Origin of the sequence: Rhodohalobacter sp. 8-1, from assembly GCF_038150125.1 — a bacterium.
In the GTDB taxonomy this organism is placed as follows: Bacteria; Bacteroidota; Rhodothermia; order Balneolales; family Balneolaceae; genus SW132.
The window spans coordinates 97,998-117,194 of sequence record NZ_JBBVMF010000008.1; the positions used below are offsets into that span (position 1 = coordinate 97,998).

The 19,197-nt window shown below is 46.0% G+C and carries 11 protein-coding genes; 9 read left to right on the plus strand and 2 right to left on the minus strand.

All coding sequences use genetic code 11. The features are described from left to right. Positions 1-29: 29 nt before the first annotated feature. The 3 genes from AABW11_RS10065 (at position 30) to folE2 (ending at position 4,708) form a co-directional block, all read left to right on the plus strand. Positions 30-3,017, plus strand: a complete 2,988-nt coding sequence (locus AABW11_RS10065; protein WP_340104954.1) for a T9SS type A sorting domain-containing protein — start codon at positions 30-32, stop codon at positions 3,015-3,017. 336 nt (positions 3,018-3,353) lie between these two features. Continuing rightward, positions 3,354-3,785: a 6-pyruvoyl trahydropterin synthase family protein gene (locus AABW11_RS10070; RefSeq protein WP_340104955.1), complete on the plus strand. Its 432-nt coding sequence runs from the start codon at positions 3,354-3,356 to the stop codon at positions 3,783-3,785. A 23-nt stretch (positions 3,786-3,808) separates the two neighbouring features. Continuing rightward, entirely contained in the window at positions 3,809-4,708 is a 900-nt protein-coding gene (gene folE2, locus AABW11_RS10075; protein ID WP_340104956.1) for a GTP cyclohydrolase FolE2, read from the plus strand. A 661-nt stretch (positions 4,709-5,369) separates the two neighbouring features. On the opposite strand, the gene AABW11_RS10080 is transcribed toward folE2, so the two are convergent. Together AABW11_RS10080 and AABW11_RS10085 are read right to left on the minus strand one after the other, a co-directional pair. Then, positions 5,370-5,963 carry an exopolysaccharide biosynthesis protein gene (locus tag AABW11_RS10080; protein WP_340104957.1) on the minus strand — a complete coding sequence of 198 codons (594 nt, stop codon included), beginning with the start codon at positions 5,961-5,963 and terminating at the stop codon, positions 5,370-5,372. A 110-nt stretch (positions 5,964-6,073) separates the two neighbouring features. Then, positions 6,074-9,763, minus strand: a complete 3,690-nt coding sequence (locus AABW11_RS10085) for a multifunctional oxoglutarate decarboxylase/oxoglutarate dehydrogenase thiamine pyrophosphate-binding subunit/dihydrolipoyllysine-residue succinyltransferase subunit (RefSeq protein ID WP_340104958.1) — start codon at positions 9,761-9,763, stop codon at positions 6,074-6,076. A 259-nt stretch (positions 9,764-10,022) separates the two neighbouring features. Here AABW11_RS10085 and AABW11_RS10090 point away from each other — a divergent pair, with 259 nt between their 5' ends. The 6 genes from AABW11_RS10090 (at position 10,023) to AABW11_RS10115 (ending at position 19,190) form a co-directional block, all read left to right on the plus strand. Then, entirely contained in the window at positions 10,023-11,825 is a 1,803-nt protein-coding gene (locus AABW11_RS10090) for a M3 family oligoendopeptidase (protein ID WP_340104959.1), read from the plus strand. 16 nt (positions 11,826-11,841) lie between these two features. Then, positions 11,842-13,278 (plus strand): GAF domain-containing protein, encoded by a 1,437-nt coding sequence (locus tag AABW11_RS10095; RefSeq protein WP_340104960.1) that lies wholly within the window; start codon positions 11,842-11,844, stop codon positions 13,276-13,278. Positions 13,279-13,296: 18 nt separating this feature from the next. Next, a complete protein-coding gene (locus AABW11_RS10100) occupies positions 13,297-14,457 on the plus strand; it encodes a phosphopentomutase (RefSeq protein WP_340104961.1) in 1,161 nt (386 codons plus the stop codon). A 169-nt stretch (positions 14,458-14,626) separates the two neighbouring features. Then, positions 14,627-15,481 carry a sigma-70 family RNA polymerase sigma factor gene (locus tag AABW11_RS10105; RefSeq protein WP_116035600.1) on the plus strand — a complete coding sequence of 285 codons (855 nt, stop codon included), beginning with the start codon at positions 14,627-14,629 and terminating at the stop codon, positions 15,479-15,481. A 250-nt stretch (positions 15,482-15,731) separates the two neighbouring features. Then, positions 15,732-18,536: a ligand-binding sensor domain-containing protein gene (locus AABW11_RS10110; RefSeq protein WP_340104962.1), complete on the plus strand. Its 2,805-nt coding sequence runs from the start codon at positions 15,732-15,734 to the stop codon at positions 18,534-18,536. A 21-nt stretch (positions 18,537-18,557) separates the two neighbouring features. Continuing rightward, a complete protein-coding gene (locus AABW11_RS10115; RefSeq protein ID WP_340104963.1) occupies positions 18,558-19,190 on the plus strand; it encodes a response regulator transcription factor in 633 nt (210 codons plus the stop codon). Positions 19,191-19,197 lie beyond the last annotated feature (7 nt).

Genomic DNA, 19,197 nt, shown 5'->3' on the forward strand with positions numbered 1-19,197 from the left:
ATAGGATTACAATGATTAAACAGATACTCATGTTATCATTCATTCTGATGCTCCCGTTTACAGGGATAGCTCAGAATCTGATAACTATAACCGATTCAGATTTAGAAGCCGGAGAAACCTATGTATGGACCAGCGACAATGAATACCTGCTTGACGGCGTGGTGTTTGTGGAAGACGGCGCTGAGCTATATATCGAGCCGGGAACAATTGTTCGTGGGGGCACAGGCCAGGGCAACAATGCGTCTGCACTGGTGATTACACGCGGGGCAAAGATTTTTGCTGAAGGAACGGCAAGCAACCCGGTGATATTTACCGCTGAAGAGGATGATGGCACATTGGGCCTCAACGATCGCGGCCTTTGGGGCGGCGTAGTCGTGCTGGGATATGCAACCACCAACAATCCCGATCAAAAGCAGATTGAAGGGATTAATGAACTTACGGCGGAAGGCGATGACCGCGCAGTGTATGGCGGGGATGATGACAATGACAGCTCCGGAATACTTCGCTACGTATCGATTCGCCACACTGGTATTGCCATAGGCGACCAGGCGGGCAATGAGATCCAGGGACTGACTCTTGGCGGTGTAGGCCGGGGAACCATTGTGGAGTATGTGGAATCCTATGCCAGCGCCGATGATGGATTTGAATGGTTTGGTGGCACGGTAGACGGCAAGTATTTAGTATCTGCCTTCACCTCAGATGATAACTTCGACTGGGACGAGGGCTTCAGGGGACGCGGCCAGTTCTGGTTTGCGATCCAGGGAGGCGATGAAGCCGGACGGATTGCAGAAATGGACGGAAGCGCCACGGATGCAGAGAATACCACGCCATTTGGCCGGCCGATTGTATCGAACGTGACCTATATTGGTGCCGGAGCCGATCAGTTTCCGTTTCCCTCGGGTGATGGTAATGAAGCGCTGATCTTCCGCGATAACACTGGCGGAGAGTACCATAATAGTGTCATTACTGACTTTGGCAGTGAGCAGGGCCTGGCGATTACGATAGAAGATGTAAGTGGCGAGAACACCTTTGACAGCCGTACGCGACTGGAGCAGGGTGACCTTGCGCTGAAGAACAATATCTGGTTTGGATTTTCTGCCGGGGATAACATTGAGGATTACATTCCGCAGGATTTTGCTCGGACCTACCTTACATCCCCTGAGAATAACAATCAGGTGACCGACCCCATGCTTCGCGGCATCGATCGCACGCAGGGAAGTGAATTGCTCGATCCACGGCCATCAGCCGGAAGCCCTGCAGAATCGGGTGCTGTTTCTTTGAGTGATAACTGGTTTTCTAATGTACCTTATAAAGGGGCATTTAGCAGCAATACAAACTGGATGCAGGGATGGACAGCTCTGGATGAAAAAGGATATTTAACACCTGTTTCTTTTGATAACCCAAATCTGATAACTATAACCGATTCAGATTTAGAAGCCGGAGAAACCTATGTATGGACCAGCGACAATGAATACCTGCTTGACGGCGTGGTGTTTGTGGAAGACGGCGCTGAGCTATATATCGAGCCGGGAACAATTGTTCGTGGGGGCACAGGCCAGGGCAACAATGCGTCTGCACTGGTGATTACACGCGGGGCAAAGATTTTTGCTGAAGGAACGGCAAGCAACCCGGTGATATTTACCGCTGAAGAGGATGATGGCACATTGGGCCTCAACGATCGCGGCCTTTGGGGCGGCGTAGTCGTGCTGGGATATGCAACCACCAACAATCCCGATCAAAAGCAGATTGAAGGGATTAATGAACTTACGGCGGAAGGCGATGACCGCGCAGTGTATGGCGGGGATGATGACAATGACAGCTCCGGAATACTTCGCTACGTATCGATTCGCCACACTGGTATTGCCATAGGCGACCAGGCGGGCAATGAGATCCAGGGACTGACTCTTGGCGGTGTAGGCCGGGGAACCATTGTGGAGTATGTGGAATCCTATGCCAGCGCCGATGATGGATTTGAATGGTTTGGTGGCACGGTAGACGGCAAGTATTTAGTATCTGCCTTCACCTCAGATGATAACTTCGACTGGGACGAGGGCTTCAGGGGACGCGGCCAGTTCTGGTTTGCGATCCAGGGAGGCGATGAAGCCGGACGGATTGCAGAAATGGACGGAAGCGCCACGGATGCAGAGAATACCACGCCATTTGGCCGGCCGATTGTATCGAACGTGACCTATATTGGTGCCGGAGCCGATCAGTTTCCGTTTCCCTCGGGTGATGGTAATGAAGCGCTGATCTTCCGCGATAACACTGGCGGAGAGTACCATAATAGTGTCATTACTGACTTTGGCAGTGAGCAGGGCCTGGCGATTACGATAGAAGATGTAAGTGGCGAGAACACCTTTGACAGCCGTACGCGACTGGAGCAGGGTGACCTTGCGCTGAAGAACAATATCTGGTTTGGATTTTCTGCCGGAGACAATGTTGCGGACTTTATCCCGCAGGAATTTGTCCGTACCTACCTTACAGCTCCTGAGAATAACAATCAGGTGACCGACCCCATGCTTCGCGGCATCGATCGCACCGAGGGTGGCGGAATGCTCGATCCAAGACCTGATGAAGCGAGTCCTGTCTGGAACGCTGCGCAGTCGTTGTCTGACTCCTGGTTTACCAACTCAAGTTATATCGGAGCTTTTGACGGTAGAAACTGGATGCAGGGATGGACGGCATTAGATGAGAAAGGATATCTGAACAATGATTTGGTAACTGACCTTGAAGAGGTTGGGTATACAGGTCCTGAAGCTATCACACTCAATCAAAACTATCCAAACCCATTCAACCCAACGACACAGATTTCATTTACGCTGCCCAGCAGTGAGAATGTATCTCTTGAAGTATTCGACATTACAGGACGTAGTGTTGCTACTCTCGTGAGTGGTGTACAGCCTGCAGGTACAAATACTGTGCAGTTTGATGCCTCTAACTTATCAAGTGGCATGTACATCTACAGGCTACAAAGCAACAGCCTGACAATCACACGAAAAATGATGCTTGTTAAATAAGAATATGCAATCGGGTCCACTGTCCTGTGGGCCTGTTTTGTGTGCTGATCAAGGGGAGCTCCGTAGATTCGGAGCTCTCTTTTTTTTTGGATACAAAAATCAGAGGTAACAATTGCTTAACGGCAGTAACATATTCAGGTAATCTTATTTGGGTATCATACACACGTTCATATAATTGGTGAAGATATCTTAGCTCTTCACTGAATGAGCTGATCACATTAAAAAGAGCTCCGGGGAACCGGGGCTTTTTTTGTGCCGAATAAATTTTTGATGCAACAGGGAACCCGTCTTCGTTACTCTGCGTTGTAAGGGTCGATACAAATTAAATATAAGCTATTGATCTACGTAACACGAAAATCCCATTTTAATGCCGCTCACAGACTCCATAATCCTGAAAAATCGGATCAGTGGAACAAAGACGTGTTCGGTAAATGCAATAACCCCAATTGGCACGGCCATAATTACATTATGGAAGTGACAGTTGCTGGTGACCCGGATCCTGACACAGGATACGTGATCGATCTCGGAGTTTTAAAGAGTATCATCCAAACGAATATATTGGACAAGTGTGACCATAAGAATTTGAATCTGGAAGTTCCTTTTTTAGAAGGAGTGATCCCAACATCAGAAAATTTGGTTAAAGCATTTTTCCAGGAACTTGAAGACGATATTAGCGCAAAAGCATACGGCCCATCAAAGCTTCATTCGGTGAAGCTTTTTGAGACCGAGCGAAACGTAGCGGAATATTGTCCTAACCCTCGCATTTAAAAAGTGCTATTACCCCAAGACGCATGATTACAACACAGTTAAAACGTTTCTACGACCCCACGTTTACAGTAACAGATCAGTATAAAGCAAGCCTGCCTGACCTTCAGAACGGTCCGGCCTCATTGATTGAAGGCGCCAATGTACCGATACAACAGGTGGGAATTTCCAATTTCAAACTCCCTCTAAAGTATCCAACGCCATCCGGGGATCTGCTAACGCTTGAAACATCTGTCGACGGGTATGTTGGCCTCGATGCCGGCAAAAAAGGGATCAATATGAGCCGTATTATGCGGACATTCTATGATTTTAAAGACGAGATTTTTCACCCCGGCAAACTCGAAGAGCTTCTCAAAGCTTATAAAGAAGATCTCGGCAGCCAGACAGCATTTCTGAAACTCTCGTTCAGCTACCCGATGATGCAGCAAAGTTTGCGATCGGGGCTTGAGGGGTATCAATATTATGATGTTTCTTTTGAAGGCAAGCTTGATGAATATGGCCGTTTCAGCAAATTCATGCATCTGGATTTCGTGTACAGCAGCGCCTGTCCGTGTTCATTCGAACTTGCCGAGCACGCCAGGGAGCAGCGGGATGTCGCCACAATTCCACACAGCCAGCGAAGTGTTGCGTCAATATCAGTTGAATTGTGCGAAGATATCTTCGTTGATCAGCTTGTTGAGCTCAGCCGCGATGCCCTTTACACCGAGACACAGGTGATGGTAAAACGGGAAGATGAGCAGGCGTTTGCTGAAATGAATGGCGCCTATCAAAAATTTGTGGAAGATGCAGCCCGGCTTCTATATGACCAACTTAATGAAGACGAGTCGATAAAGGATTTCGTGGTAAGATGTGCTCATCTCGAAAGTTTGCACAGCCATGATGCTGTCAGCCGGATCTGCAAAGGCATTCCAAATGGGATGCGGTAAGCAGTATAAACGTACCTCGGGTCGCTGACCCGAGTGGGCTGATACCCTATTGAAAAACTGAACTCGGTGATAAGTTCATGCCCTTACCAAAGTCATCGCAGATCAAGGTGCGGCATGATTAAGTTGATTAAAGTTTGATACCAAAAACCCGGACGCTCACAGGAACCTTCGAAAAGCACTCAGTTACGCTGTCAGGTCCAAAATCAAAGCTTATACGTATCTCGGGTCGCTGACCCGAGTGGGCTGATAACCTATTGAAAAACTGAACTCGGTGATAAGTTCATGCCCTTACCAAAGTCATCGCAGATCAAGGTGCGGCATGATTAAGTTGATTAAAGTTTGATACCAAAAACCCGGGCGCTTACAGGAACCTTCGAAAAGCACTCAGGTACGCTGTCAGGTCCAAAATCAAAGTTTATACCTGAATCCGGGGAAGCGAGTCAGGCGACCCGCTCTACGTAGCTCGGGTCGCTGACCCGAGTGGACTCGTCATTCAAACAACGCATCGAATTTCAAAACGATTCTTTAGCCAATAAATCGAAATAAATTTACAAGTGTGCTCTCACGTTCGGGTCTTGTTGAATAATATCAGCCAAAAATGAGATTCATGCTTTTTCTGAATTTGAGGAAGCGGGTCAGCGACCCGCTTTACAAGACCGAATCACATTACATTGTATGCAATAAATACGATGATCGAGAGGGTGAAAATATAGCCCATAAGAGCTAGTAAACCGTCTTTGGCGATAAGTGAAAGTCCAAAAGCGGTGAGTGCAGCACCGGCGAAGTTTGCGCTGAACGGAATAAATTCCATGACTGGCATTGCCAGCGAAATGAGCAGACAAATAACCGCCACAACATAATTCATAGCACCAGAGGTTAAAAACGTAAGTCGCGGACTCAAAAGGCGGTCGATATAATCTGCTGGTTTTTTAAGTTTATTGATAGCTTTGTGCAGCGTCTCCTTTTTTACGGATCTCTTTAGAAGAGCATTTGGAAGCCACAAGTTATTTCGATTAAACAAGAGCTGAATTGCTACCAAAAAAACAATAATTCCGATAATCGTGGGGACCCCCGGAATGTCTCCAACTAAAGGAGCGAGTGTAATAATACCTGCAACGAGAAGTATCGGGCCAAATGATCGGCGACCCACCATTTCTAAAATGTCGCCAATTGAAACATCATCGCAATCTTTGGAAGATTCCATGATTTTATCAAGAACCTGTCTGATTGTGGTGAGATTATTACTATTCTCCATTCGATGAAGATAATGTAGAGTAAGACCTCCAAGGTTTTTCCACCAAAGGGATCACTTTGTGAAAACCCTGGAGGTCTCGGAGTAAATCGATCTTTTTAAGTAATTAGAGTCTATCTGCCAATCGCCCTGTCGATCAGCTTTTTCTGTTCGGCTTCATGAATTTTCTTCTGTCCAGCGGCGGGTGAGGCTGATGCCTGACGGCCTGCATAAATCAATTTTTGACCGTCTGACAGCAAATTATTTAACCGCGGAGACACAAATGTCCAGCCACCCATATTTTGGGGTTCTTCCTGGCACCAGACAATCTCTTTTAGGTTTTTATATGAATCAAGTGCCTTTGTGATGTCGTTATTTGGGAATGGATAAAATTGTTCAAGCCGGGCGACTGCAAGATTTTCGTGATCTTTTTTCTTCCCATTCTTATCTCCATCACCGTTCTCATCATCATCCTCAAGTTCTTTCAGTATATCGTAATAAACTTTTCCCGAACAGATAATAAGTCGTTCAATGGAATCCTTGGATTCAATGTCATCGTCGATAAATGGCATATACCTTCCATTACCGAGTTCGTCAACATTACAGACGGCCATCGGATGCCGCAAAAGGCTCTTGGGCGACATGATAATCAGCGGCTTTCGTTTTTCCTGAAGAATTTGTTTCCTGAGTGCATGATAGTACTGAGCAGGAGTTGTGAAATTAGCCACTTGCATATTGTCCTCTGCACACAGCTGCAAGAAGCGTTCAAGCCGTGCCGATGAGTGTTCGGGCCCCTGACCTTCGTAACCGTGTGGCAGGGTCATAATGAGGGATGTTTTCTGCCCCCATTTGGCTTCAGAGGCCGAGATATACTGATCGATAATAACCTGGGCGCCATTCACAAAATCTCCAAACTGGGCTTCCCAAATCACAAGTGCTTCCGGATTTGATGCACTGTATCCAAATTCGAAGCCAAGGGCTGCGAATTCACTCAGCAAGCTGTTGTATGGATAGAATTCTGCCTGATCGTCCGTCAGGTTATTCAGCGGAACAAATCGCTGTTGCGTTTTTGTGCCGTGCAGTACCACATGTCTGTGGCTGAAAGTACCCCGCTCAACATCCTGGCCCGTCAATCGGATCGGCGTTCCGCTTTGCAGAAGGGAGCCAAATGCAAGTGCTTCAGCAAATCCCCAGTCTATTTTCTTCTCATTTTTTTCTGCAGCTTCAGCACGTTTTGCTAATTGCCTGAGGAGCTTAGGATTTGCATCAAAGTCATTTGGTACGGTGTTAAGTTTTACTGCAATTTCTTTTAGTTTATCAACCGGGTAAGTTGTATCGGGATAATCATCCCACTCTTTCTGCTTGGTCTCGGAGCGGTCCAGCATTCTCTCTGTTACTTCAAGAGCCGGTGAACTTTTAGCATCTTCAAACGCTTGCTGAAGGAGTTCATCAAACTCATCGAAGATATCCTGCATTTCGTCTTCAGTGAAATCGGCTTTTCTAAGGAGCTCTTCCACATATATGTCCCGCACAGGCGAGTGATTTTCAATCTCTTCATACATGCCGGGCTGCGTAAAGGCCGGTTCATCGCCTTCATTATGACCATGTTTCCTGTAACAAATAAGATCGATAACCACATCCTTCTTGAATTTCTGCCGGTAGTCCAGGGCCATTTTTATGGCATGGACGGCCGATTCAGGATTATCTCCGTTTACGTGAAAGATCGGAGCCAGAATCATTTTGGCGATATCTGATGCGTACTCGGTGGAGCGGGCATCGGACGGCAGAGTTGTAAATCCGATCTGGTTGTTGATGATTACATGGATGGTCCCGCCGGTTTCATACCCCCGAAGCTGAGACATATTCAGCGTTTCAGCAACAACACCCTGCCCGGCAAATGCGGCATCTCCGTGGATCAATACAGGCGCGACAGATTTGTACGCTTTATCTTCGCTGTCTTTTTGATCCTGAATGGCACGTGTCGCACCTTCAACCACTGGGTTTACGGATTCAAGGTGGCTTGGGTTTGGCAGTAGTTCAAGCTCTATATCTTTGCCGGCTGAAGTTTTGTACGTTCCTTTAGCACCCAGGTGATATTTTACGTCACCTGATCCCTGGATAGTGCTTGGGTCGATGTTACCCTCAAAATCGGCAAAAACCTTACTGTAAGGTTTGTTCATCACGTTCACGAGAATATTCAGCCGCCCGCGGTGGGCCATCCCAAGAAAGAATTTCTGAATGTCGTTTTCACCCGCCTGCTCCATCAGGAAGTGCATCATTGGAATGAGTGTTTCAGCACCCTCAAGAGAGAACCGCTTGTGCCCGATGTATTTCTTGTGCAAAAACTGTTCAAACGCCATTGCCTGGTTCAGTTTGTGCAGAATATTTTCTTTGTCGTCTTTGGTAAGGTCGGGGGTGTTTGTTGTGGACTCCATTTGCTGGCGAAGCCATTTTCGTTCATCTAAATCCAGCAGGTGCATATATTCTGCACCAATTTTGCCACAGTATGTATCCCGTAAAAGTTTAATAATGTCGCGGAGTTTGGCGCTCTTATACCCGCCAAGGCCGCCGCAATAAAACTCGCGATCCAAATCCCAGAGAGTCAGTCCGTAATATTCAAGGTCCAGGTCCGGACTATGCCCGGGTTTTGTTTCCAGCGGGTCAAGATCAGCAAGTACGTGACCTCGCATCCTGTACATATTAATGAGCCGCCAGACGGCAATGGCCCGCCGATCCTGCTCAAGCGTATTTCCTGCACCGCTAAGCTGGCCGTGATACTGGTCGTCTCCGAAGGGGAGAGGTTCATAGGGGATATCCAAATCTTTGAATATCTTATCAAAAAAGGTCTCTTCACCATTGAGCAGCTGGTGGATTTTTTTCAGAAATGAACCCGATTCCGCTCCCTGAATCACACGGTGATCGTAGGTACAAGTGATCGACATCACTTTGCTGACACCGAGCTGGTTCAATACATCCTGGGCCATCGACTGAAACTCAGCAGGGTAGTTGATGGCACCCGTGGCAATGATGGCGCCCTGATTCTTCATCAGCCTCGGCACCGACGATACTGTTCCGATTGTTCCGGGATTAGTTACACTGATAGTTGTATTCTGGAAATCGCTAATTTCAAGATTACCGTTTCTTGCTTTATCAATGATTTCAGCATAGGCGTAAAGAAACTCTTTGAAACTCATCTTGTCCACCCCTTTAATATTCGGGACCACAAGATTACGAGAGCCGTCTTTTGATTGAAGGTCAACAGCAATACCAAGGTTTACCTGCCCCGGCTCTACACGGTAGTGCGACCCGTCTTTTTGGGTATAATAGCAGTTAAGAGTCGGAAAATCTTTAAGCGCCTGGATAACTGCCCATGCAATAAAATGGGTAAAGGAAGCTTTGGGTTGACCGCTTTGCAGCAGGTGGCGGTTGATTATTGCCCGGTCTTCGGTGAGCATTTTCATGGGCAATACACGCAGCGACGTAGCCGTGGGTACCTCGATGCTCTCATCCATGTTTTCAACAATCTTGGAAGCAACTCCTTTGATTTTGTGGAGTTCAGCTCCTTCAGGTATCTCTTTCTCCTGCGGCTGTTTCTTTTTTGGGGCCGGTTCTTTTTTCTTTTTGGTCTTTTTTGATTCCGGGGCCTCTTTTTCCCTGGCCGTCTGAGCACCTGAACCGACAGCTTCAGATGCTGATTTTCCGTTTAGCTCATCAAAATAACGTCTCCAGTGGTCCGGAACTTTGTTGGGATCTTCCTGATATTGATCATAAAGTTCTTCAACAAGTGCGGAATTGGGGCCAAAAACTGCTTCTAATGATTTCAAAATGGATATCTGTGTGTGTTTTAATAAAGTAGTTAAAAAACAATAGATCTATTGTCGGGCAATTGCTTTCAACAGGAGTTGATAAGCGGGGCTACCTGCCACAATAGCGGTACCAAATTAACCATTTAATCTTAAAAAAACGATTGATTTCAGCTTGTATGATGATCTGAATCTTTTATCAAACTTAGATTTAATGGCTCTGTTGTATTGGTTATATTGAACGGGTCTACAAACCTAACAATTCGCAAACAAAACGCACATGAGCACCAGCAGTAAAGCCACGTTAACAGGAGCTGAAGATATCACATGGGACCTATCGGATCTCTATTCATCCATCGATGATCCTGCACTTAAAGAAGACAAGCAAAATGTTCAGTCGCTCGCCCGCGACTTTTCAGAAAAATATAAAGGACGCGTAGCCAATCTTTCGGCGGAAGAGCATGCGGAGTCACTGGAAGAATATGAAGAGATTGTTGAACTGGCGGGTAAGATCGGGTCATATGCCCAGCTAAAATGGTCGACCAATACGGAAGATCCGGCGCTGGGAAAGCTGTTACAAGAGGCGCGGGAACTTGGTTCAGAGATCAGTCAAATACTGGTGTTCTTTAGCGTGGAGTGGATGAAAGTGAGCGATGAAAAAGCTGATGAACTTATTGAAGACCCAAAGCTAAGTCGCTGGAAACACTATCTTACGACATCCCGCCTGTACAAACCTCATACGCTGAGTGAGGATGCTGAAAAAGTGATGAGCGCAAAATCTGTCACATCCCGGTCCGCCTGGAACCGGTATTTTGATGAAACGCTGGGGGCGGCACGATTTGACCTTGATGGTGAATCGTTGACAGAACAGCAGGTGTTGAGCAAGCTGCATAGCCCGGACCGGGATCTGAGGAAACGAGCACATGAGTCGCTGACAAGCACATTCAAAGATCACTCCAGGACACTGACCTTTGTTTTCAATACGATCTTATCAGATAAACACACCAACGATAAACTTCGTGGCTACGACAGCTGGATCTCATCCCGGAATCTTGCAAACGAGATCGATCAGTCCACGGTTGACAGCCTCATTAACTCAGTGACAGGCAAGTACGATCTGGTTCAGCGCTATTATAAATTAAAACGGGACCTGTTAGGCTACGATAAGCTGTACGACTACGATCGGTACGCGCCACTCGCATCAACCCGAAAGCAAATTAGCTGGGAGGAGGCCAGGGAAAATGTGCTTGAAGCATATGGAGATTTTCATCCTGAGATGAAGAAAATTGCCGGAGAATTTTTTAGCGAGCGCTGGATTGATGCGGCCATTAAACCGGGTAAACGTGGCGGCGCTTATTCTGCAAGCACAGTAACCACGGTTCATCCCTATGTATTTATGAATTACGACGGGCAGCTGCGCGATGTACAGACACTGGCTCACGAACTGGGCCATGGTGTGCATCAATACCTGTCAAGAAAACAGGGTGAACTGCAGTCATCTACGCCTTTGACCACCGCTGAAACAGCATCCGTGTTTGGTGAAATGCTCGTGTTTAATCGCCTGATGGAGTCGCTCGACGATCCCAAAGAGCAGCTCGCACTGCTGACCAGCAAGATTGATGATACGATCGCGACGGTTTTTCGGCAAATATCAATGAACCGGTTTGAAGATAGCATCCATACGGCCCGCAGAAGCGATGGGGAACAAACCACAGAACAGTTTTCTGAGATGTGGTACAACACGCAACACGCGCTATACGGTGATTCCGTTGAACTTACCGACGAATACAAACTCTGGTGGTGCTACATTCCACATTTCCTGCATACGCCGGGCTATGTGTACGCCTATGCCTTTGGTGAGCTCTTGGTCTTGGCACTATACGACGCCTACCGAAGCGGCCAGGAAGGTTTTTCGGACAGCTACATTGAGCTGCTTGAAGCAGGCGGCTCTGATTGGCCTCACAATATTGTAAGTAAAATGGGTATCGACATCCGGGATGAATCTTTCTGGAACCGGGGTTTGTCTCTCTTCGAGGATATGATTACCCGCGCAGAAGAACTTTCGAAAGAAATTCAAAAATAAACGGCAGTATTCATTGATGAAAAGAGAAGAAAAGTCGCTTGTTGAGTTTAAGCAGATCATGGATGACCTCGTTCACTTGCTTAGAAAATCTACACTTTCGCAAACCGTCTACCTCAATTGGGTAAACAGGTCCAGAAAGCAGTTTGTGCTCGAAACACAGTCGACCTCTTTACCAAACGTCATGTTTCGGGACAGGGTGATGTTTGATCAGCATTTCCTGGAGCCCTATGCTGACCTGCAAGAGATAAAAACACTTAAGGTAGGACGTGATGTAAGCGAGGACGATCTTAAACATTACTATGATTTTGTGCCGGTGAGGTACATGCTGCTGATTCCTTTCCGAAACAACGGTGAAACGGTTGCTATTACGGCCCTAGAAACCGAAACCCCGTTTTCTATTTCTGATCATGACGACTCTATATCGGCCTATCGCAGTGCCTTGGCAAATGTTTTGAATACTTATCTTGAACTGACCGACTTGCACGGCCAGGAAGAAGTCTGGGCAGACTACGAGGTATCCCTGGAGAAAATTAATTCAAAACATCATAAAGTAGATATACTTAAGCGGATGGCAGATGAGATGCAAAAGCTATTGCCTTCGGGCGGTGTTTCTGTTGTTTTGCGCGGAATGGAGGTTTGGACCACAGTTTTCAATACGTCTGATTCAGACATTAGCCCGTTGCCCGGTTTGGTGATGGAGGAGAAATCGATGGCCTACGATGCTCTCCAAAAAGGAGAACCCCAGTTTTCGATTCATTTCAATCAGAATCCAAAACGAATTTCCGGCGACGAACAGAAGACAGAAGGAGCATCGCTTGCGGTTCCGATGATCATCAACGGGCGCAGGCACGGGGTTGTACTGGCCTACGACAAAAATCCGCTTACGTTTAAGGAATCGACCAAGCATCAAATAATTAATCTTGTCAGAACTGCGGTATTATCAATCCAGGTCAATCTTGATCGGCTGGCGGTTGATAAAGATCTGTTTACCTCAGACTACGGCAACTTTATTCCGGATTTGTGGGAGCTTTCATTGCAGAAAGAGATGCATTATGGAAATAAGCGGGACTACACACTCTGGTTTGGATTTATAACATTAGATAACCTGCAGGCGCTTCGGTCAAAATATAGACTGGAAGAGCTCAACCGTATTCAGCGGACCATGGTTAAACTACTCAATCCTAACCATTTTGGGGCCAACGGGTTTATTGGGTTCAACAGCGACTATGTGATGACATATCTTGTGTATTGCCGCTCAGAGCAAAAATACAGCGAATGGGTTCAGGCGGTAGAACAAAAGTTCCGGACACCGATTGAGCTTTCGGATGGAAAACAGATTAAACTTGGAATAAAGTGTGGTTCCGTTCGTGTAGATTCACGGTTTGAGGATATTCACGATGTTATTTCTACTGCAAAAAAAGAGTTGTCCGGGGTAATGAATGCCACAGGTTAACAGAATAATTTATTGTCTATGTCAAGATTTATAGTGCTGGTAATTGATGGGCTTGGGATCGGGGCGCAAGAAGATGCTGATCAGTATGGGGATTCAAATGCTGACACGCTGGGTCATGTAACTGGGGTTACAGGCGTGAGGCTGCCAAAATTTGAGCAGTTAGGTATGGGTAATATCAGGCCTCTGGCATCGATACCGGAAACTGACCGGCCTCTTGCCTCATGGGGTAAAATGCGGGAGGTATCACCGGGCAAAGATTCAACAACCGGCCATTGGGAGCTTGCGGGTATTCATCTCGGCCGTCCGTTTCCCACATTTCCAAACGGATTCCCGGAACCGGTTGTCCGTGCCTTTTGTGAAGGTATTGGCGTTGAAAAGGTTCTGTGCAACCGGCCTTATTCGGGCACCAATGTAATTGCCGATTATGGGGAGGAGCATTTGAAAACGGGATATCCCATTCTGTACACCTCGGCCGACAGTGTATTTCAGGTTGCCTGTCATGTTGATGTAGCCAATGTTGAAACCCAATACAAGTGGTGCAAATTTGCGCGGCACAATGTTGCGGTGGGGGATGCTGAGGTCGGCCGCGTCATTGCAAGGCCATTTGAAGGAAAACCGGGAGAGTTTGAGCGATTATCAGGCCAGCGGAAAGATTTCTCTTCCATACCACCGGAGCCAAACCTATTATCATTGCTTCAGGACAATCAGATCAAAACGTATTCTATTGGGAAAGTGATTGATCTGTTTGCCGGAAACCATTTTACGCAGTACAGAAAAACAAAAAGCAATGCAGAGGGCCTCTCACAACTGTTAAGTTTGCTGAGTGCCGGTATTGATCAAAGTTTCATTTTTGCAAACCTTATCGATACAGATCAGCTTTTCGGGCATCGCCAGGACCCTGACGGTTATGCATCGTGCCTTGAAGAGATTGACAGGGCGCTGCCAGCCATTTTAGGAAAGCTAACAGAAAACGATGTATTGGTAATTACCGGCGATCACGGAAACGATCCGGCTGATGACAGTACCGATCATACCCGGGAATTTGTGCCGCTGCTGGTGTATCAAAAAACATCGGAAGCTAAAGATATTGGCGTTCGGGAGACATTTTCTGATGTAGCTGCTTCAGTGCTTTCGTATTTTACGATACACAACAAGCTGCCCGGAGACTCGTTTATTTAAAATGAATATTCAAATTAGCGGTTATTCCTTTTCTTTTTATCCGAATTTTTCTATTTTAGTTGATTGGATAAAAATAATCAGGCAACAAATATCGCTTTCGTTCGTATCATCTATATGACCATTTGCCAAGTTCATCCCTTCGTAGTAAAACCAATCAAATTATTTAATTGTGGCTAAAAGCTCAGGAATTTCTACACGCGAGTCTGAATCCTTAGACCGCTATCTTCACGAAATTGGAAAAGAAAAACTCATTACACCCGATGATGAAGTTCGGCTTGCCAAGGAGATACAAAAAGGATCGCAGCGTGCTCTCGAAGATTTAACCAAAGCCAACCTGCGGTTTGTTGTATCTGTTGCAAAACAGTATCAGAATCAGGGGCTCTCGCTTGGAGATCTTATTAATGAAGGTAATCTCGGTTTGATTAAAGCCGCCAAGCGGTTTGATGAAACCCGTGGATTTAAATTTATATCTTACGCCGTTTGGTGGATTCGGCAATCGATTCTGCAGGCACTGGCCGAACAGAGCCGAATTGTTCGTCTGCCGCTAAACAGGGTAGGTGCACTTAACAAAATCGGTAAAGAACTTTCAAAACTTGAGCAGGAGTACGAGCGTGTGCCGTCAGCTGCTGAATTAGCTGAAAGTCTTGAAATGACCGTTTCTGAAGTAGCGGATACGCTGAAGATCAGCGGCCGCCATCTCTCAATGGATGCGCCATTCGCACAGGGAGAAGATAACCGTCTGCTTGACGTGCTGGAGAACGAAGAGATTCCGGATCCGGACAATGAGCTGATGGGGGAATCTCTGAAAGTTGAGATTGAACGAGCACTTTCAAAACTCACCAAACGCGAAGCAGAAGTCATTCGGCTCTATTTCGGAATTGGTCGCGAACACTCTCTCACGCTTGAAGAGATTGGCGAACGATTTGATCTTACGCGCGAACGTGTGCGTCAGATTAAAGAGAAGGCTCTTCGAAAGTTGCGCCACCACAACAAAAGCGCTGCTCTTCGTGCTTACCTGGGATAATCTATTTGGAAAAAGTGTCCCCTTATAAGGGAGACTCTTATAGTCGCAATATAAGAATTGAACATTCCGGTACTTTACTAATTTTTATACTCAAAACCCATTGCAACCCAATGGGTTTTGTTATTCACATGAACATGTGATTTTCTTCCTCGGTTGTTCTTGTTAGATTAACGAGAATATGCGCCACTCTATCGTAATATCATTTGCTTTCCTTCTAATCGGGTTTGTCCAAAACCTGACTGCCCAATCTATGCCGTTTCGTACCTATTCCATTGAAAACGGCTTGAGTGAATCTGTCATTCACAGCATGATCCAGGATGAAAAGGGATTTATTTGGCTTGGCACCGGGTTCGGCTTAAACCGTTTTGATGGGATTGAGTTCAAAAAATGGTACGAAGAGGATGGTCTCCCAAATAACCGGGTAAACGCACTGAAGCAGGCAGAAGACGGAAAAATATGGATCGGAACAGACGCAGGCCTGGCTTACCTTGAAAATGACAGCATTCATACCCCCGATATTTTTGAACCTGTAATAGAATCTGTCGTCCTTTCGGTCTACGAAGACAGAGAAGGAGCGGTATGGGTAGCTACTGAGGGAAATGGCCTCTGGAAATATGAAAATTCAGGCCGGTTTGTTAATATTTCTCACGATCACGGATATAGAAATTTAATGGCCCGTTCCGTGGTTGAAGACGATGATGGAGTAATTTGGGTAGGCACCGCCGCGGGATTGTTCAGCTATAACGAATCTGCATTCAGAAAACATTCAGGGTCTGAGGGTATTCCCGAAGTACCCATCAATGAAATGAAAATTAATGAGAGCGGAGAGCTTTGGATGGCTACCGATTCAGGGCTTATAGCAGTCACGGATGAGGGCATTGAAAGGTATAATAAAGAATCAGGTCTGAATGATTGCAGAATTTACTCCCTTTCGTTTGCATCGGGAAACGGGATGTGGGTAGGATCCGAATCGGGCGCGTCGTATTTCGATGGCAATAGCTTTGATAATTATACATCTGACAATGGGCTTAATGCCGTTATTGTTTATGAAACGATGATTGACAGAGAGGGAAACGTTTGGCTGGGAACATTGGGTGGAGGAGCCAATATTTTTCTTGGAAAACTATTTCAGAATTTTAGCGTCGATACCGGCCTTGCCAACAATGTGATTGTAGGTTTTGAGGAAGATTATCTTGGCAATGTGTGGGTAGCAACTTACGGAGGTGGCATTCATAAATACGATGGGTCGGAGTTTGAACACTATAATCAAACTGACGGACTGATTGATGATAAAGTTTATGTGATTACTGAAGACAGCCAGAACAGGCTTTGGATTGGAACGCGGAGCGGTATAAGTCTTTTTGAGGATGGCAAGTTCAGAACAATTCCTGATTCGGTGTTTCCGTTTAAATCTGTTCGTGATATTTATGAAGATGAGGAGACCGGCGATTTCTGGATTGCTACCTACAACAGTGGAGTTATTCGTTTTGATGGAGATTCTTACGAGCAATTCAATACAAGCAGCGGGCTTCTCAGCAATACAGTGATGAATATCAAAAAAGATGAAAGCGGGAGGATGATATTCGCTACCTATGGCGGTGCTGCTATTCTCGATAATGGAATATTTGAACATATTACAATTGCCGACGGACTCCCAAATAACGGTGTGATTCACGTTTATATAGATGATGAGGGTGTTTATTGGTTTTCAACTTTTAGCGGCATTGCTTCTTACGACGGCTCCGATATTCGCGCCATATCTACAGATACACAATCAAGCACCATCAGCTACTACATTTTACAGGATGCGGACAAACGCTATTGGGTTGGCACTAACAGGGGAATATATCTCTTCAAACCGGATCAGTTTTTTAACGCTGAGTCGACTGTTGAGCAAATCAAATCGTTTAAACTGTTTGATCGCAACCAGGGGCTTGTTGCAAATGAACTGAATGCGGGTGGTTCCCTTGTGGCATCAGATTCAACGATTTGGCTTGGGTCGGTTGAAGGGCTGAGCCATTTTTTTCCCGAGAAGATTGATACAAACAGAACGCCACCGGGCATTGAATTTGAAGAAATTTTGATGAGCGGTCAGTCCCAAACAAACTATTCCGATAATGTATTTACTCACGATGAGAATTTTCTCCAGATCAGTTATACAGGGCTGAGTTTTCAAAGCCCTAACCAGATATTATATGAATACAGGCTGGCGGGACTCGAGGAAGAGTGGCAAACCACAAGGAACCGGACCGTCCGCTACACGTCTTTGCCACCGGGCGATTATCGGTTTAGAATCCGTGCCTATAATGCTGATGGTATACGAAGCACCGAAGAAGCGAGATTTGCTTTTGTGATCAACCATCCGGTATGGCAGCAATGGTGGTTTTTAGCACTCATCGGTCTCGCTGTGATTGGCCTGATTATATTTTACTATAGGCACTTCAGGGCAAAAAAGCAGATAGATATTGAGCGGATGCGTGTTCAGATTGCGAGCGATCTTCACGACGATGTGGGATCGAGTCTCACAGAGCTTGCACTCCAGACAGACTTTCTGCAGGCAGGAGAGGTGTCTGATGAACTCCGGGACACACTAAAACAGCTTGGCGATCAAAGCAGGAAAATTGTGACCAGTCTGGACGATATTGTATGGTCTATTGACGCACGAAATGACACGGCCGGCGACATGACCGACAGAATGCAGGATTATGTGAACCAGGTATTCAGAAGCGGAACACCGGAAGTTCACTATCATTTCGACAACCTGGAAATGGACGATCGTCTGCCTGTAAATATTAAGGAGAACATCTATCTGATTTTTAAGGAAGCAGTGAATAACATTGCAAAGCATTCTGATGCTGATCGGGTGGATATTACGTTTGCATACGATGGAAAAGATTTTAAGCTTAAAGTAGTTGACAATGGATCCACATCAAACGGCAGCCGAAAAAGCGGCCAGGGTCTGAGGAATATTAAATTACGATCGGAGCGAATTGGGGCTGATGTCGAAATCCGTAATGGTGATGGATTTACGGTTGAGGTAGAAGGTAATGTTTAAACCGCAAATGAGGACATAAATATGATCAACGTAGGGATAGTTGAAGACAATGAAAAAATCAGGGACCTCATACAGCGATATCTCGATATGCAGGACGGGTTAACCTGTAAAGCGGCAATGGAGTCTGTGGAAGATATGCTTGATTATCTTGAAAAAGAGTCGAAACCTGATGTTCTCCTTATGGATATTCAGCTGCCCGGCATGTCTGGCATAGAAGGTATAGGCATCATTAAAGAGAAGTATCCCGACATTGAGATTATCATGCTTACGGTATATCACGATTCCCACAAAATATTTGATTCGCTGATGGCCGGTGCCTCTGGATATTTACTGAAACACACATCACTTCCTGAAATTAAGGAATCGATAGAGAACCTGGCTGCCGGAGGCGCCCCGATGTCACCTCAAATTGCCCGAAAGGTGATTCAGCATTTCAATAAGCCCGATAAGAAAAAAAAGACGGAAAGCGATTTAACACCCAGAGAGCAGGATATTGTGAACGGCCTGGTTGATGGTTTGAGCTATAAGCTAATTGCCGATCGCTTCGATATTTCTATTGATACGGTACGTGCACACATACGAAACATTTACAAGAAACTTCACGTTAACTCAAAAGCTGAAGTTATTACAAAATCACTCAGAGGCGAGATTTGAGGTTCAC

What these genes read in the sequence shown, in the direction of transcription:
- AABW11_RS10065 (WP_340104954.1), top strand. Translation starts at nt 30, where the DNA reads ATGTTATCATTCATTCTGATGCTCCCGTTTACAGGGATAGCTCAGAAT.
- folE2 (WP_340104956.1), top strand. Translation starts at nt 3,809, where the DNA reads ATGATTACAACACAGTTAAAACGTTTCTACGACCCCACGTTTACAGTA.
- AABW11_RS10080 (WP_340104957.1), bottom strand. Translation starts at nt 5,963, where the DNA reads ATGGAGAATAGTAATAATCTCACCACAATCAGACAGGTTCTTGATAAA.
- AABW11_RS10090 (WP_340104959.1), top strand. Translation starts at nt 10,023, where the DNA reads ATGAGCACCAGCAGTAAAGCCACGTTAACAGGAGCTGAAGATATCACA.
- AABW11_RS10095 (WP_340104960.1), top strand. Translation starts at nt 11,842, where the DNA reads ATGAAAAGAGAAGAAAAGTCGCTTGTTGAGTTTAAGCAGATCATGGAT.
- AABW11_RS10100 (WP_340104961.1), top strand. Translation starts at nt 13,297, where the DNA reads ATGTCAAGATTTATAGTGCTGGTAATTGATGGGCTTGGGATCGGGGCG.
- AABW11_RS10110 (WP_340104962.1), top strand. Translation starts at nt 15,732, where the DNA reads ATGCCGTTTCGTACCTATTCCATTGAAAACGGCTTGAGTGAATCTGTC.
- AABW11_RS10115 (WP_340104963.1), top strand. Translation starts at nt 18,558, where the DNA reads ATGATCAACGTAGGGATAGTTGAAGACAATGAAAAAATCAGGGACCTC.